Source organism: Amycolatopsis halotolerans (genome assembly GCF_042647905.1).
GTDB classification, from domain to species: Bacteria; Actinomycetota; Actinomycetes; order Mycobacteriales; family Pseudonocardiaceae; genus Amycolatopsis; species Amycolatopsis halotolerans.
In genome coordinates, this window is record NZ_JBHRWI010000079.1 from 13,504 (window position 1) to 28,126 (window position 14,623).

A 14,623-nucleotide genomic window follows, 5' to 3' on the forward strand; every position below is an offset into this window, starting at 1 on the left:
TTTTTTCGCAATTTCCGAATTCACCCGAGGGTAGATCCATGTCTGAAAACAATGCACCAGTCTGGTTTATCACCGGATGTTCCACCGGTCTCGGCCGCGCACTCGCGACCGCCGTCCTCGAACGCGGCCTGCGCGCGGTCGTGACGGCCCGCGATCCGCAACGCGTCGCGGACCTCGTCGCCGCATACCCCGGCCGCGCGGTCCCGGTCGCGCTCGACGTCACCGACCAGCGGCAGATCACCGAAGCGGTCGCCGAAGCAGAACGCGTCTTCGGCCGGATCGACGTGCTCGTCAACAACGCGGGCTACGGCTACCTCGCCGCCGCCGAAGAAGGCGAAGACGCCGAGATCCGCGCGTTGTTCGACGCCAACGTCTTCGGCCTGATGGCGCTCACCCGCGCCGTCCTGCCGGGAATGCGGGCCCGCCGCAGCGGTCACATCGTCTCGGTCTCGTCGCTCGGCGGGCTGGCCGCCTTCGGCGCGACCGGTTACTACCACGCCACGAAGTTCGCCGTCGAAGGCTTCAGCGAGTCGCTCGCCGCCGAGGTCGCGCCGCTCGGCATCGGCGTCACGATCGTCGAACCGGCCGCGTTCCGCACCAACTGGTCGGGCCCGTCCATGCGGGAATCCGCCGTCCGCATCGACGATTACGCCGACACCGCGGGCGCGCGCCGCACCTCGACGCTCGCCACCTACGGCAAGCAGCCCGGCGACCCGGACCGCGCCGCGACCGCGGTGATCGACGCCGTCACCTCCGCCGAACCGCCGCTGCGCCTGCTGCTCGGCCAGGCGGCTTACGCCATCGCCACCGCCCGCCTCGACACCCTCCGCAAGACGTTCGACGACTGGCGCGACGTCACCCTGTCCGCCGACTTCCCGAAGGAATCCGAATGACCAAGATCGCCCTGATCACTGGCGCCAGCAGCGGCATCGGCGAAGCCACCGCCCGCCGCCTCGCCGCCGACGGCTGGCACGTCGTCGCCGGAGCGCGCCGCGAAGACCGCCTGGCCGAACTCTCCGCCAGCACCGGCGGCATCGAATTCCACCGCCTCGACGTGACCGACCGCGCCGACGTCGCCGAGTTCGTCGACCGCGCGGTGCGCGACCACGGCGAGATCGACGCGTTCATCGCGAACGCCGGCGTGATGCCGCTGTCGCGGTTGGACGCCGGGCTGGTCGAGGAATGGGACCGGATGATCGACGTCAACGTCCGGGGCCTGCTGCACGGCATCGCCGCCGCGCTGCCGCACTTCACCCGCCAGCGCCGGGGCCACTTCGTCACCGTCGCCTCGATCGGCGCGCACCAGGTCACCCCGACCGCCGCGGTGTACTGCGGGACGAAATACGCGGCCTGGGCGATCACCGAGGGCCTGCGGCAGGAATGCGATCCGTCGATCCGCGTCACCACGGTCTCCCCCGGCGTCGTGACGTCCGAGCTGGCGGACACGATCAGCGACCCGGAAACGCGGGAGGTCATGCGGATCTACCGCAAGGACGCGATCGAACCGAAAGCGATCGGCGACGCCATCGCCTACGCTCTCGACCAGCCGGCCGACGTGGACGTCACCGAGATGATCGTGCGCCCCGCCCGGCAACGCTGAGCGAAGGAGGGGCCGCATGCCGCAGTACCTGCTCGGGATCTACCAGCCCGACAGCGGGACCCCGGATCCCGAGGTGCTGGCGGACATCGCCGCGCGCCTCGAAGCGGTGACCGACGAGATGAAAGCCACCGGCGTCTGGGTGTTCTCGGGCGGACTGCGTCCGGCGCCCGCCGCTCGAGTCGTCCGCGCGTCCGGCGAGGACGTCCTCTGCACCGACGGGCCGTTCGCCGAGGGCAAGGAACACTTGGGCGGCTTCACCATCGTGATCGCGCCCGCCCCGGAGGTCGCGGCCGAATGGGCGCGGCGGATCTCGGCAATCACCACGCTGCCGGTGGAAGTCCGGGAGTTCCATTGATCTCGACGGCCGTGCTCGAGCGGATCTTCCGCGCCGAGCACGGCCGCGCGGTCGCCGTGCTGGCTCGCGTCTTCGGGGACCTGGACCTCGCCGAGGACGCGGTCCAGGAGGCGTGCGCGATCGCCACCGTGAAATGGCGTGCCGAAGGGCTGCCGCCGAGCCCCGCGGGCTGGCTGGTCACCACCGCCCGCAACCGCGGGATCGACCGGCTCCGCCGCGAATCCACCCGCGCCGACCGCCACGCGCAAGCCGCGCTCCTGCACGCCGCCGAACCGTTCGACGAAGGCGCGGTCCCCGACGAACGCCTGCGGCTGATCTTCACCTGCTGCCATCCCGCTCTCAGCGCACCCGCCCGAGTCGCCCTCACCCTGCGGCTGCTGGGCGGCCTCACCACCGCCGAGATCGCGCACGCGTTCCTCGTCCCGGAACCGACGCTGGCACAACGGCTGGTGCGCGCCAAAGCCAAGATCCGCGACGCCCGAATCCCCTATCGCGTACCCGACGCCGCCGACCTCCCCTCGCGGCTCAACGCCGTCCTCGCGGTGCTGTACTTGATCTTCACCGAAGCCCACACCGCCAGCACCGGCCCCGATCTCACGCGACCGGACCTGGCCGCGGAGGCGATCCGCCTGACCCGGATCCTGGCCGCCCTGCTGCCCGACGAACCCGAAGTCCTGGGCTTGCTCGCCCTGCAGTTGCTCACCGAATCCCGCCGCGCGGCCCGCCTCGACGCCGACGGAATCCCGGTGCTGCTGCCCGACCAGGACCACGACCGCTGGGACTGGACGCTGATCGCCGAAGGCCAAGACCTGGTCCGCCAGTGCCTGCGGCTCGACCGCCCCGGGCCGTACCAGATCCAGGCCGCGATCAACGCCGTCCACAGCGACGGCACCGACTGGACCCAGATCCTCGCCCTCTACGACCAACTGCTCGCCCTGGCCCCGACTCCGATCGTCGCGCTGAACCGCGCCGTCGCGGTCGCTGAGGTCGAGGGTCCGGGTGTCGCGCTGACCATTGTGGACAGTCTCGACCTCGGCAACCGGCACCTGTTCCACGCCGTCCGGGCGGATCTGCTCGCCCGGCTAGGCCGAGCCGCCGACGCCGCGGCGGCTTACGACGAGGCGCTGCGCCTGGTCGCCAACGAGGCCGAACGCCTTCTGCTGCAACGCAAACGCGCCGCCCTCAGCTTGACTCCCGGCGACTGAGCACTTCTTCGCCGGGTGCCGCCCTCAGCGCGCTTTCCCGCGACCGACGACCCCTTCGACGATCTTCGTCAGCTGCGCGCCGACGTTCTCGACACCGCCGTTCTGCACCGCGATCTGCGCACCTTCCATCGCGAACGTCAGCTCCGCCGCGCCCAGCTCCGGATCGGGCAGCCCGAGTCCCTCGCACATCGCCCGGAGCCTGCCGAACTGACGGGTCTTGTGCTCGCTGATCAGCCGCCGCGCGGGATGGTCCGGGTCGGGCAGTTCGGCGACGGAGTTCGTGAACGGGCAGCCGCGGTGGGAGAACTCGGGCAGCCCGTCGACGATGAACCGGCCCACCGCGCGGATCTGCTCCGCGAAATCGTCCGGATGCGCCTGTTCCGCCGCGTCGAACGCCGCGGAGTAGTCGTGCACGACGATCCGCAGCCATTCCGCGATGAGCGCGTCCTTGGTGCCGAAGTGCCGGTAGATCGCCATCTTCGTGGTCCCGGCGCGGTCCGCGATCGCCTGGACCCCGACCCGCACCACGCCCTCGTTGAGGAACAGCTCCTCGGCCGCGTCGAGGATGCGCTCGCGAGGCGGCAACGTCGCGACCCGGGTCGGCCGCCGGTCGGAGGTGCTCGTCATCGGTTCTTCCTCGGGAGGGCTTGGCAATCCGGTTCGTCCCCGGCTACGGTACACAACCGTCCCCCGTGATACCACTCGGTATCACTCAATACGGATGAGTCTCCCGAAGGGCCCACTGGTGAAAATCTCCGAATACGCGAGCTGCGACGCCGTCGCCTTGGCGGACCTGATCGCCCGCGGCGAAGTCACGGCGGCCGAGGTCGCCGACGCGGCCGCGCGAGCTGTCGAAGCGGTCAATCCGCAGATCAACGCAGTAGTCGAAACCTGGCCGCCCGAAGACACCCCGGCCCCTGGCTCGGCGCCGCTCGCAGGCGTGCCGTTCCTGATCAAGGACCTGGGCGTCGCCATGGCAGGCAAGCGCAGCGAACTGGGCAGCCGCTTGGCCGCGGGCTCCGTGTCCCCCGAAGACTCGTACCTCATGCGCCGCTTCCGCGAGGCGGGCTTGGTGACGATCGGCCGCACAACCACCCCGGAAATGGCGTACAGCACCACAACCGAACCGGAGTTCTACGGCGCGACCCGCAACCCGTGGTCCCTGGACCGCAGCGCAGGCGGCTCGAGCGGCGGTTCCGGCGCCGCAGTCGCCGCCGGAATCGTGCCGCTCGCGCATGCCACCGACGCCGCGGGTTCCATCCGAGTCCCCGCCTCCAGCAACGGATTGTTCGGCCTGAAGCCGACCCGAGGCCGGGTTTCGCAGGGTCCGGGCGCCGACGAGGTCTTCAGCGGACTGGCCGTACAAGGCAGCCTGAGCCGAACCGTACGAGACAGCGCCGTCCTGCTGGACCTGATCGAAGGCCCCGAACCCGGCGACCCGTACTTCGCCGCCCGCCCGGACCGCCCGTACGCCACCGAAGCCCAACTGCCCCCAGGCCGCCTGCGCATCGCCGTCCTCCGCCAGCCATGGGGCGGCCGACAGCCGACCGCGCCAGTCTCCGCAGCCCTCACCGAAACCATGCGCCTGCTGGACTCCCTCGGCCACCACGTCGAAGAAACTCCGCTGGGTCTGGGCGCCTCCTGGGAAGAATTCGTCCTGGGCAACGCCCGGATGTGGACCGCGAACCTGGCCCCGTGGATCGACAGCATCGCCGCCGCGACCGGCCGCCCCGTCGACGAGACCACCCTCGAACCGGTCACCCTCGCCAGCTACCGATACGGCCATCAGGTCACCGCCGACGAGTTCGTCCGCGCGCTGACCATCCGCAACCAGGTCTCCCGAACCTTCGCCCAGCACTTCGCCCGCTACGACCTGCTGCTCTCCCCCACCCTGCCCGAGCCGCCGGTCCCGCTAGGCGTCTACGGCGAAGGCGCCGACCAGTTGGACGGCCTCGGCTGGCTAGCTCGTCTCCTGGACCGCTCCCCCTACACCGCCGCCGCGAACGTTTCAGGGGCTCCGTCGATGTCCGTCCCGCTGGCCGAAGCCGAAGGACTCCCCGTCGGCATGCAGTTCACCGCCGCATTCGGCCGCGAAGACCTGCTGTTCCGCCTGGCCGGACAGCTGGAACAAGCCGCCCCGTGGACCCACCGCAAGCCCCCGATCCGGGCGGCCGAATGACCCCTTGAGTCCACATTGGACGAACAACGGACGGTGACCCGCGTCCCAGCCACCCCAAACCCTGACGGCGCGTCCGGAGTTCTCGCTAGACTTGGCAAGCGATGCGACGATTCCGGTGGTGGTGGGGGGCGCTGGTCCTCGCCTGCGTAGCTGTTCTGGTGGGCTTTTTCGTCTTTTTCGGCAGCGAGAGCCGCCCAGGCCAGCCATTTCCGCGGCAAGGCCCGCCCGGCCGCGGCCCGCTGACCATCGTCTCGCTGGGAGACAGCACCGTCTCCGGCGAAGGCGCCGGCGCCTACACCCCCGACACCGACGGCAAGAACGGCGACTGGTGCCACCGCTCGTCCGCCGCGTTCGTGGAAAAGGTCCGCGTCCCCGGCGTCACCGCCCGGGTCAACCTGGGCTGCTCCGGTGCCCCCGCCGCCCAAGTCGCCCTGGGCGAGGCCAAACAGTGGGGCGAACGCTCCCAAGCCGCACAACTGGCCGACGTCGTCAAAGACCACCGGGTCTCGGCCGTCGTGATCGCCGTGGGCGCGAACGACGACCCGAAGTTCTCCGCGCAAGTGAGCGAATGCTTCAAAGCCTGGTTCTCCTCCGACGGCCCGTCCTGCAACGTCGCTTTGAAGGAAAGCTGGAAGTCCAAAGTGGACGCCATGGTCCCTAAAGTGGCGAATGCGGTAGGCGACGTAAAAAAGGTGCTCGCGGACGCCGGATACGTTCCCGCGGACTACCAGTTGGTATTGCAGTCCTACGCCACTCCCGTGGGCCCGAACATCCCGCCGGATCTGCAAAGCCTCAACGGCTGCCCCTTCCGAACCGACGACCTGCAGTGGATTTCGACCACCGGAATCAGCACCCTTTCCGCAGGCATCAAACAAGCAGCCACCCAATCCGGCGCCCGTTTCCTGGACCTGGCCCGAGCAGGCGAAAACCACGAAGCCTGCTCCGGCGGCGCGAACCCGGCAGCGGAATGGTTCACGAGGCTCACCCTGCACCTGAACGACCTGACGCAGGTCGATCGGGCGACGCACGCACTGCAGGAATCCTTCCACCCCAACGCCGCCGGACACGCCGCCATCGCCGACTGCCTGACGGATTTCCTCACGAGGCAACAAGGAAACGCCTCCTGCCTGACCGGCCCCGACGGCAAACTCCACGCCGTCCCCGAACCGGTCAGCTGACTCCCCGCGCCGCTTCACCCCGGCAGCAGTCCGTGAGGGGAACCCCCACAGACTTTGATCCCCTCAAGGTGGCCCTCACAACCCACGCAGGTCCGTGAGGGCCACCTTCACAGACTCTGATTCCCTCAGGGTTCCCCTCACGACCCGCCGCGCGCCGCGAGGGGCCCCTTCACGGACTTAGATTCCCCTCAAGGAGCCCTTCACGGACCTCTCCGAGCCGCTGCGATGCACCCAATGTGGCATTCGGTGCGTCACATGCACCCAATGCCACATTGGGGCGCTAGCCCCACGCCCCCTCCCCAACCGCAGCCAACGCACCCAACCAACTCAGTGCAGCCACACCTCCCGCACCCCGATACGAAGCCAAAAACACGCGCGGAAAGGCTTGTCAAGGCATCTTTCCCGCCTTGACAAGCCTTTCCGCGCGTAGTCACCATCAGCTTCGGGGTGCCCCCACGCAACCCCCACGGCAATGTCGCCGCCAGGCGACGAGCCGAGGATTCACAAATCCAACGCAGCCCTCAACGCCACATCAATCTGCTCCTGAACATCCACGTCAACCTCAGCGACGCGCTCCGCCAACCAAGGCCGATACAACCGCGTCAAATTCAACGTGGACACCCAATACCGAGCATCCACCGCCACCCCAAGAATGTCCTGCGGATCCCGATCCAGCAGCTCGGTCCCGAGCAGCCAAGGCCGCTCGGACTCATTCACCCCGTCCGAGGACAGCAGGACGACAGTCCGCTGCCGCGCGGGATCAGTAGGCGGGTGGTAAGTCCAAACCTCACCCCTGCGCACGCATCTCCTTCTCCGCAGCCGCCCGCTCCGCCTCATCGGCCTCGGCCGACGGCGTGACAGGAGCCCGCTGCGGGGTATACCCAGTCCGAACCGCCTCGCGCCGGGCCGCCTTCGACAGCCAGGACGAGACCGAAATTCCGTGCGCTTTCGCGGCCCGCTCGGCGTACTCGAGCGCACCGGTGTCGAGCGAGAGTGTCACCTTACGTGTTGCCATACCTTTTACCGTACCACTCGCACAGCGTCGGCGGATCTCACAGCGTCGGCGACCGCCCCTCGAACGGCGTGGACAGCACGACCGTCGTCCGGGTGGACACTTTCGCCGCCTCGCGGATCCGCCGGAGCAGGTCTTCGAGGCCGAGCGGCGACGCGACCCGCACCAGCAGGATGTAGGACTCGTCGCCCGCCACGGAGTAGCAGGACTCGATCTCGGTGATGTGCTGGATCCGCTGCGGGTAGTCGTCGGGGGCGGCCGGGTCGTTCGGGGTGAGCGAGATCAGCGCGGTGAGCGGGAGGCCGATCTGCTCGCCGTCGAGCCGGGCGGTGTAGCCGAGGATGACGCCGCGCTGTTCGAGGCGGCGCACCCGCTGGTGCACCGCCGACACCGACAGCCCGACCCGTTCGGCGAGGTCGGTGAAGCTGCGCCGCCCGTCGGCGGCGAGTTCCTGCACGATCGACTGGTCGAGCGGTTCCAGCGGGCCGCTCATGCCGTCGCCTCCTCGGGGAGTTCCACGCTGGTCGCCGGGGAGGCGGCGGCGCGAACGGCGGTGATCCGAACTGCGCTCATGCGTCCAGCACGACCAGTTCGTGCGGGCGCGTGTTCACGGACTCGACGCCCGCGTCGGTGACGAGCACGATGTCCTCGATCCGGGCGCCCCAGCGGCCGGGCTGGTAGATGCCCGGCTCGACGCTGAAGGCCATGCCCGCCTCGAGCGGCAGCGCGTTGCCCGCGATGATGTAGGGCTCCTCGTGCACGTCGAGGCCGATGCCGTGGCCGGTGCGGTGGATGAAGTACTCGCCGAACCCGGCGGCGTCGATGACGTCGCGCGCGGCCTTGTCGATGCTCTCGGCGGTGGCGCCGGGGCGGACCGCGTCAACCGCGGCCTGCTGCGCGCGCTGCAGCACGGCGTAGGTCTCGGCGACGTCGGCGTCGCGGGGCTCGCCGATCGAGTAGGTGCGGGTGGAGTCGGAGTTGTAGCCCTCGGGCACCGGGCCGCCGATGTCGATCACGACGACGTCGCCGCGTTCGATGACGCGCTCGGACACGTCGTGGTGCGGGCTGGCGCCGTTGGGGCCGGAGCCGACGATGACGAAGTCGGCGTGCGTGTGGCCCTCTTCGACGATGGCGGCGGTGATGTCCGCGCCGACCTCGGCCTCGGTGCGGCCGGCGCGCAGCCACTCGCCCATCCGCGCGTGGACGCGGTCGATCGCCGCGCCCGCCTTGCGCAGGGCGTCGATCTCGGCAGCGTCCTTGCGCATCCGCAGTTCGCGCACGATCGGGCCGGCCAGCGTCTGCTCGGCGTCGCCGAACGCGGCGCGCAGGGACAGCACGTGCAGCGCCGGGGTGAAGTCGCTGACCGCGATCCGGCCGGGCTTGCCGAGCCGGTCGGCGACGAGCCGGTAGGGGTCGTCGCCGTCGACCCAGGTGAGCACCTCGACGCCGAGTTCGTCGGTGGGCACGCCGGCGTAGCCGGGGGCCTCGAGCTTCGGCACGACGAGCGCGGGGGCGCCGTCGGCGGGGACGACGAGAGTGGTCAGCCGCTCGAAGGAACCGCCGGCCTGGCCGAGCAGGTACCGCAGGTCGGACCCGGGCGCGACGAGCAGCGCGTCGGTGTCGGCGGCGGCCGCCGCTTTCGCGGCGCGGTCGAGACGGGCGCGGAGCGCGGCGGCGTCGGGAGCGGGCGTGTTGAGGGATCGGCTCGACATGACGCCGAGCCTAGTACCCGGCGCCGCCGCGTTCGTCCCGACCGGCCGGGGGTGCGCCGGAACGGTCTTCGCGCAGGCCGGAGATCAACTGCACCAGCTGTGCGCGGAACTGGTCATTGGCGACCGCGGCCCCGAACGCGCCGGTGCCGTGCCGTTCGGCGCGGATCGCCCGCGCGTGCACTTCGCGGCCGGCGGCGGTGATCGCGACGAGGCGGCGGCGGGAGTCGGCCGGGTCGGGCGCGCGGGCGACGAACCCTTCTCGGGAAAGCCGGTCGAGGGTGCGGCTCATCGTCTGGTCGGTCACTTCGCAGCGACGGGCGAGCGAGCGCTGTGCGAGCGGGCCTTCGCCCAGCAGATGGAGCACGATCAGCCCGGCGTGGGTCAGCCCCAGCCCCGCGAGCACCGAGGTCCACTTCTGTTCGACCAGCCGCGCCGCGACGGCGAGCAGCCGCCCGGTCGGCCAGGACGCCAGCTCCCCGTCGCCCGGCGAGGTCTCCTCGGTGCCCATCCGCCCTCCCTCGTGCGATATGTTCAGCTTGCTGAACATATCGTCCCTCTTATTCCGCTCGAAGGACTGTATCCACCATGGCTGAGCCCGGAATCCCGCCTGCGTCGAGCCGTCGCCGCGTCCGCTGGGCGCTCCCGGCGCTGCTCGTCGTCGTCTGGCTCGCCGTCGGCGGGTTCGGCGGGCCGTTCGCCGGAAAACTGAGCACGGTTTCGAAGAACGACAACGCCGCGTTCCTGCCGCGCTCGGCCGAAGCGACGCAGGTGCAGGAAGAACAGAAGGCGTTCACTCCGCGCCAGACGCTGCCCGCGATCGTCGTCGCGGAACGCGAGGCCGGGCTGAGCACGGCCGACCGCGCCTACCTCGGCGCGCTGCCCGCGCGTGCCGACGCGGTCGCCGGGGTCGCCGGTCCGGTGAAGCCCGCGACGTTCTCCGAGGACGGCAAGGCCGCGCAGCTCTCGGTGCCGGTCGACGCGGGCGGGAATCCGGCGGAGGTCGTCAAGGAGGTCCGGGCGAAGCTCGGCGGCGGGCCGGACGGGCTGACCGTGCTGGTCACCGGGCCGGGCGGGCAGATCGCGGACCTGGTGACGGCGTTCGGCGGGATCGACGGCGTGCTGCTGATCGTCGCGGGCGCGGTCGTCGCGCTGATCCTGCTCGTGGTCTACCGCAGCCCGCTGCTGCCGTTGCTGGTCCTGGTCTCGGCGGTGTTCGCGCTCGCCCTGGCGAGCCTCGTGGTGTACCTGCTGGCGAAGAACGACGTCCTCGCGCTGAACGGGCAGAGCCAAGGCATCCTCTCGATCCTCGTGTTCGGCGCCGCGACCGACTACGCGCTCCTGCTGGTCGCCCGGTTCCGCGAGCAGCTGCGCGACACCCCGGGCCGCTTCGAGGCGATGCGGCTGGCCTGGCGGGCGACGTTGGAACCGGTGGCGGCGTCGGCGGGGACGGTCATTCTCGGCGTCCTGTGCCTGTTGTTCAGCGATCTCAACTCGAACAAGGGACTCGGCCCGGTCGCCGCGATCGGGATCGGCGCGGCGCTGCTCGCCTCGACCACCTTCCTGCCCGCGATGCTCGTGCTGTGCGGACGCGGCGCGTTCTGGCCGTTCCGGCCGCGGCACGGTACGCCGCATCCGGAGACCTCCGGGATCTGGGGCCGGGTCTCCCGCACGGTCGGCGCCCGCCCGCGCGCGGTCTGGGTGCTGTCGGCGCTGGTGCTCGTCGCCGGGGCGGCGTTCCTGCCCCAGCTCAAGGCGTCCGGCACCGCGCAGTCCGACGTGTTCCTCGACAAGGTGGATTCGGTGACCGGCCAGGAGGCGCTCGGCAGGCACTTCGCCGCCGGGGCGGGATCGCCCGCGGTGATCGTCGCCAACGCCGCGGCCGCGACCGAGGTGGCGAAAGCCGCGCGCGTGCCGGGCGTCGCGACTGTCTTCCCGCTCGCCGGTCCCGACCGGCGTCCGCTCGAAGTCGGCGGGCGGGTCGAATTGCTCGCGATCCTTTCCGCGCCAGCCGATTCCGAGGACGCCGTGGCGACCGTCGACAAGGTGCGCGACGCCGTGCACGCGGTGCCGTCGGCGGAGGCGAAGGTCGGCGGGCAGACCGCGATCCAGCTCGACACGCAGCGGACCTCGCAGCGGGACCGGGCGGTGATCATCCCGATCGTGCTGGTGGTGATCTTCGCCGTGCTGGCCTTGCTGCTGCGCGCGCTGCTGGCCCCGCTGCTGCTGATCGCGACGGTGGTGCTGTCGTTCGCCGCCACGATGGGCGTCTCGGCGCTGGTGTTCAACCACCTGTTGCACTTCCCCGGCGCGGACCCGGTGGTGCCGTTGTTCGGGTTCGTGTTCCTCGTGGCGCTCGGGATCGACTACAACATCTTCCTGATGACCCGGGTGCGCGAGGAGACGAAACGGCGGGGCACCCGGGACGGCACGCTGCACGGGCTCGCGGTGACCGGCGGCGTGATCACCTCGGCCGGGGTGGTGCTCGCGGCGACGTTCTCCGCGCTGGCGGTGATCCCGATCCTGTTCCTCGCCCAGATCGCGTTCATCGTCGCGTTCGGCGTGCTGGTGGACACGCTTCTCGTCAGGTCGCTGCTGGTGCCCGCGTTGACGGTCGACCTCGGCGGGCGGATCTGGTGGCCGTCGCGGCTGGACCGGCGCGTCGGGTGAGCCCGCGGCCCGGACGTGGCAGGCTGTGCGGGTGACCGGACCACTCGCTCTCCTCGATTCCGCGAGCCTCTACTTCCGCTCGTTCTACGCGCTGCCCGATTCGATGACCGCGCCCGACGGGACGCCGGTCAACGCCGTGCGCGGGTTCACCGACACGATCGCGCGCATCCTGACCGACCGCCGTCCGTCGCGGCTGGTCGCCTGTCTCGACGCGGACTGGCGGCCGAAGTTCCGCACCGATCTGCTGCCGAGCTACAAGGCGCACCGGGTCGCCGAGGCCGGGGACGGCGGGGCGGACGTCGAGGAGGTGCCCGACACGCTGACCCCGCAGGTGCCGATCATCCTGGAAGTGCTGGAGGCGTTCGGGTTCGCCGTCGCGGAGGCCGCCGGGTACGAGGCGGACGACGTGATCGGCGCGCTCGCGACCCGGGAGAAGGACGCGCCGGTCGAGGTGATCACCGGCGATCGCGACCTGTTCCAGCTGGTGCGCGAGGAGCCGACGCCGACGTCGGTCGTGTACGTCGGTAAGGGCTGGGCGAAGGCGGAAGTGCTGGGGCAGCGGGAAATCGCCGAGAAGTACGGCGTTCCGGTCGAACAGGCCGGGCCCGCTTACGCCGACATGGCCGCCCTGCGCGGCGACCCGTCGGACGGGCTGCCGGGCGTGGCCGGGATCGGCGAGAAGACCGCGGCGAAGCTGATCACGCAGTTCGGGTCGCTGGAGGAACTCGTCGCCGCTTCCTCGGCCGGGGATTCGCGGGTGCCGCTGAAGACCCGCCTGCGGCTCTCCGACGCCGCGGATTACCTGGCTGTCGCGCCCACGGTGGTGCGGGTCGCGGTGGACGCGCCGGTCGAGCAGTCCGGGCCGGACGCGGTGCCGACCGCGCCCGCCGATCCGGATCGGGTGGCGGAACTGGCCGAGCGGTGGAACCTGGGCCGTTCGGTGGAGCGGTTGCTGGCGGCTCTGCCGGGAGCCTGACGACAGCGCAGGGGTTCCAGCGCTCGGGCGGGCGCTGGAACCCTTCCGGTCAGAAGTGCGTGCCGGTCCAGGGCTGAGTCCCGGTCCGGAACAGCGCGTCCACGCGTGCCAGGGTTTCCGCGCTCGCACCGGCGATCCGGCCCGACAACGCGAGCGGACCGGCTTCCCACGCGCCGAGGTACAGCATCGCCAAGGTGTCGACGTCGAGCTGCAGATCCGCTTCGTCCTCCGTGCGCTCGACCCCGTTGCTGCTGACCCGGTAACGGCCGCGGTTGTCCGGCAGCATCCGGTCGTTCACCTCCAGCACCACCGGTTCCCGCGAGCCGTACGTGCGCGCGGCGAGCGCAGCCGGCACGTCGATCAACCGCAGCCACAGTTCGTCGTCGACGCCGATCGTCTGCGCCCGGCGCGGGTCGACGAGCAGCAGGCCCACCGGATCGTCCACCGGACGGCCGCGCGCGTTCACGACCTCGATCAGGTCGACCGACAGCAGGAACCGCCACAGCCCGGCCAGCGCTTCCGGGGTCGCCGCGTGCAGCTCGTGGACTTCGAGCGCGGCGCCGCGCTCCGGGTCGAGGTAGCTGTTCTGCGGCACGACGTGGAACACGGCGAAGCCGTCGTCGCCGTTCGGTCCAGTGTGGACAGCCACGCGGTGGTTGCCGCCGTCCGGGTGGAGGTGCCAGTTGAACGCGATGGGCCACCAGGGTTCCGGGCGGGCGATCATGCCCGGCCGGTGGGTGTCGATTCGTTGGTACAGCGAGGGAATCGTCGCGATCGCCTCGTCGGTGGCGAGCAGCCGGACCCGGCCGGGGAGGTCGACGCTTTCGCGCAGCGGCGCGGGTTGCTTGACCTGCAGGGTGGCCATGCGGGTCGCGACGCCGTAGCCGAAGCGGCCGTAGATGAGCGCTTCGCTCGCGTGCAGCGCGGCGACGACGTGGCCGCGCCGCACGAAGTCGTGCAGTTGCCGGTCCATCATCGCGGTGAGCACGCCGCGGCGGGTCCAGTCCGCGCGGACGCCGACGCCGTCGACCGCGCCCATCGGCACCGTGGCGCCGCCGGGGACGGTGAGCGTGGTGGCGAACGAGCTGGCGATGCCGATGGCTTCGCCGTCGTGGAACGCTCCGGTCCGGCCGTCCGCCGCCCAGGAATCGCTGACCTTCGCCCAGCGCTCGTCCGAGGGCGGGTTTCCGTGCAGGGAACGCACCAGAAGGTCGAAGGTCTCGCGGCTTTCGGCGTCGGTGATCTGGCGCACCACGTAGTCGCTCATGACCCGATTGAACCAATGCCGCCGCCGCGCGGCCATCGGATTTACCGCGGCTGGGCTATTGCGGCGGGTCGACGCGGTACTTGCCGTCCGCGCCGGTCACCGTGATGGGGACGTGTTTCGTCGCGCCCGCGATGTCCACAGTGCACTGGAACCGCGAGCCGTCGGCGACGGGCTGCCGGTCGGGGCAGGAGACCGTGCCGACGTTCGCCATCTTGTAGTCGGTGGTGAGGAGCCGGGTGACGGCCGAGGCCATCACCCGGGAATCGAACACCCGCATCGCTTCCGACGAGCTGGGCGCGGACGACGACGCGACGCCCGGCTCCGCGGGGCTGTTCGGCGTGACCGTGACGGTGTGGACCGGAGGCGGGGGCGTCCCGCTGTCGCAGCCCGCGGCGGCGAGCATTCCCAAGCCGCACAACAGCAGCACCGGCACGGCGCGCATCAATCCCGCTCCTCTGCGCGAAACGTCTGG

Annotated in this window: 16 protein-coding genes; 8 read left to right on the top strand and 8 right to left on the bottom strand. The window is 70.8% G+C overall.

Annotated elements, in window-relative coordinates:
• Nucleotides 1-38: 38 nt before the first annotated feature.
• The 4 genes from ACFORO_RS45190 to ACFORO_RS45205 are packed head-to-tail and all read left to right on the top strand — an operon-like array spanning nt 39 to nt 3,160.
• Nucleotides 39-893: an oxidoreductase gene (locus tag ACFORO_RS45190; RefSeq protein ID WP_377873585.1), complete on the top strand. Its 855-nt coding sequence runs from the start codon at nt 39-41 to the stop codon at nt 891-893.
• Nucleotides 890-1,600: an SDR family oxidoreductase gene (locus ACFORO_RS45195; protein WP_377873584.1), complete on the top strand. Its 711-nt coding sequence runs from the start codon at nt 890-892 to the stop codon at nt 1,598-1,600. Before ACFORO_RS45190 ends, ACFORO_RS45195 begins: the two co-directional genes overlap by 4 nt.
• A gap of 16 nt (nt 1,601-1,616) precedes the next feature.
• Nucleotides 1,617-1,955: a YciI family protein gene (locus ACFORO_RS45200; RefSeq protein ID WP_377873583.1), complete on the top strand. Its 339-nt coding sequence runs from the start codon at nt 1,617-1,619 to the stop codon at nt 1,953-1,955.
• Nucleotides 1,952-3,160, top strand: a complete 1,209-nt coding sequence (locus ACFORO_RS45205; RefSeq protein ID WP_377896776.1) for an RNA polymerase sigma factor — start codon at nt 1,952-1,954, stop codon at nt 3,158-3,160. The genes ACFORO_RS45200 and ACFORO_RS45205 overlap by 4 nt, the downstream gene beginning before the upstream one ends.
• A gap of 24 nt (nt 3,161-3,184) precedes the next feature.
• Here ACFORO_RS45205 and ACFORO_RS45210 read toward each other — a convergent pair whose 3' ends face one another.
• Complete coding sequence (locus ACFORO_RS45210; RefSeq protein ID WP_354749196.1) at nt 3,185-3,787, bottom strand: TetR/AcrR family transcriptional regulator; 603 nt, start codon at nt 3,785-3,787, stop codon at nt 3,185-3,187.
• A gap of 118 nt (nt 3,788-3,905) precedes the next feature.
• On the opposite strand from ACFORO_RS45210, the gene ACFORO_RS45215 reads away from it, so the two are divergent.
• The gene (locus tag ACFORO_RS45215; RefSeq protein WP_377873581.1) at nt 3,906-5,339 is read left to right on the top strand and encodes an amidase; all 1,434 of its coding nucleotides are present in this window, start codon (nt 3,906-3,908) and stop codon (nt 5,337-5,339) included.
• A gap of 101 nt (nt 5,340-5,440) precedes the next feature.
• Complete coding sequence (locus ACFORO_RS45220; protein ID WP_377873580.1) at nt 5,441-6,517, top strand: GDSL-type esterase/lipase family protein; 1,077 nt, start codon at nt 5,441-5,443, stop codon at nt 6,515-6,517.
• 501 nt (nt 6,518-7,018) lie between these two features.
• Here ACFORO_RS45220 and ACFORO_RS45225 read toward each other — a convergent pair.
• The 5 genes from ACFORO_RS45225 to ACFORO_RS45245 all read right to left on the bottom strand — a co-directional run bounded on the left by ACFORO_RS45225 (nt 7,019) and on the right by ACFORO_RS45245 (nt 9,749).
• Nucleotides 7,019-7,318: a hypothetical protein gene (locus ACFORO_RS45225; protein WP_344274248.1), complete on the bottom strand. Its 300-nt coding sequence runs from the start codon at nt 7,316-7,318 to the stop codon at nt 7,019-7,021.
• Nucleotides 7,305-7,532 (bottom strand): hypothetical protein, encoded by a 228-nt coding sequence (locus tag ACFORO_RS45230; protein ID WP_101439894.1) that lies wholly within the window; start codon nt 7,530-7,532, stop codon nt 7,305-7,307. The genes ACFORO_RS45225 and ACFORO_RS45230 overlap by 14 nt, the downstream gene beginning before the upstream one ends.
• A gap of 37 nt (nt 7,533-7,569) precedes the next feature.
• Nucleotides 7,570-8,022, bottom strand: a complete 453-nt coding sequence (locus tag ACFORO_RS45235; protein WP_033287500.1) for an Lrp/AsnC family transcriptional regulator — start codon at nt 8,020-8,022, stop codon at nt 7,570-7,572.
• 76 nt (nt 8,023-8,098) lie between these two features.
• Nucleotides 8,099-9,241, bottom strand: a complete 1,143-nt coding sequence (locus ACFORO_RS45240) for a M24 family metallopeptidase (RefSeq protein WP_354749188.1) — start codon at nt 9,239-9,241, stop codon at nt 8,099-8,101.
• Between the two features lie 10 nt (nt 9,242-9,251).
• Entirely contained in the window at nt 9,252-9,749 is a 498-nt protein-coding gene (locus ACFORO_RS45245; RefSeq protein ID WP_377873579.1) for a MarR family winged helix-turn-helix transcriptional regulator, read from the bottom strand.
• A 77-nt stretch (nt 9,750-9,826) separates the two neighbouring features.
• Here ACFORO_RS45245 and ACFORO_RS45250 point away from each other — a divergent pair, with 77 nt between their 5' ends.
• Nucleotides 9,827-11,908: an MMPL family transporter gene (locus ACFORO_RS45250; RefSeq protein ID WP_377873578.1), complete on the top strand. Its 2,082-nt coding sequence runs from the start codon at nt 9,827-9,829 to the stop codon at nt 11,906-11,908.
• A gap of 31 nt (nt 11,909-11,939) precedes the next feature.
• Entirely contained in the window at nt 11,940-12,884 is a 945-nt protein-coding gene (locus tag ACFORO_RS45255) for a 5'-3' exonuclease (protein ID WP_377873577.1), read from the top strand.
• A gap of 49 nt (nt 12,885-12,933) precedes the next feature.
• Here the strand turns inward: ACFORO_RS45255 and ACFORO_RS45260 are convergent, their stop codons facing one another.
• Together ACFORO_RS45260 and ACFORO_RS45265 are read right to left on the bottom strand one after the other, a co-directional pair.
• Nucleotides 12,934-14,151, bottom strand: a complete 1,218-nt coding sequence (locus tag ACFORO_RS45260; RefSeq protein WP_377873576.1) for a GNAT family N-acetyltransferase — start codon at nt 14,149-14,151, stop codon at nt 12,934-12,936.
• A gap of 55 nt (nt 14,152-14,206) precedes the next feature.
• The gene (locus ACFORO_RS45265) at nt 14,207-14,593 is read right to left on the bottom strand and encodes a DUF4333 domain-containing protein (RefSeq protein WP_377873575.1); all 387 of its coding nucleotides are present in this window, start codon (nt 14,591-14,593) and stop codon (nt 14,207-14,209) included.
• Between the last annotated feature and the right edge of the window lie 30 nt (nt 14,594-14,623).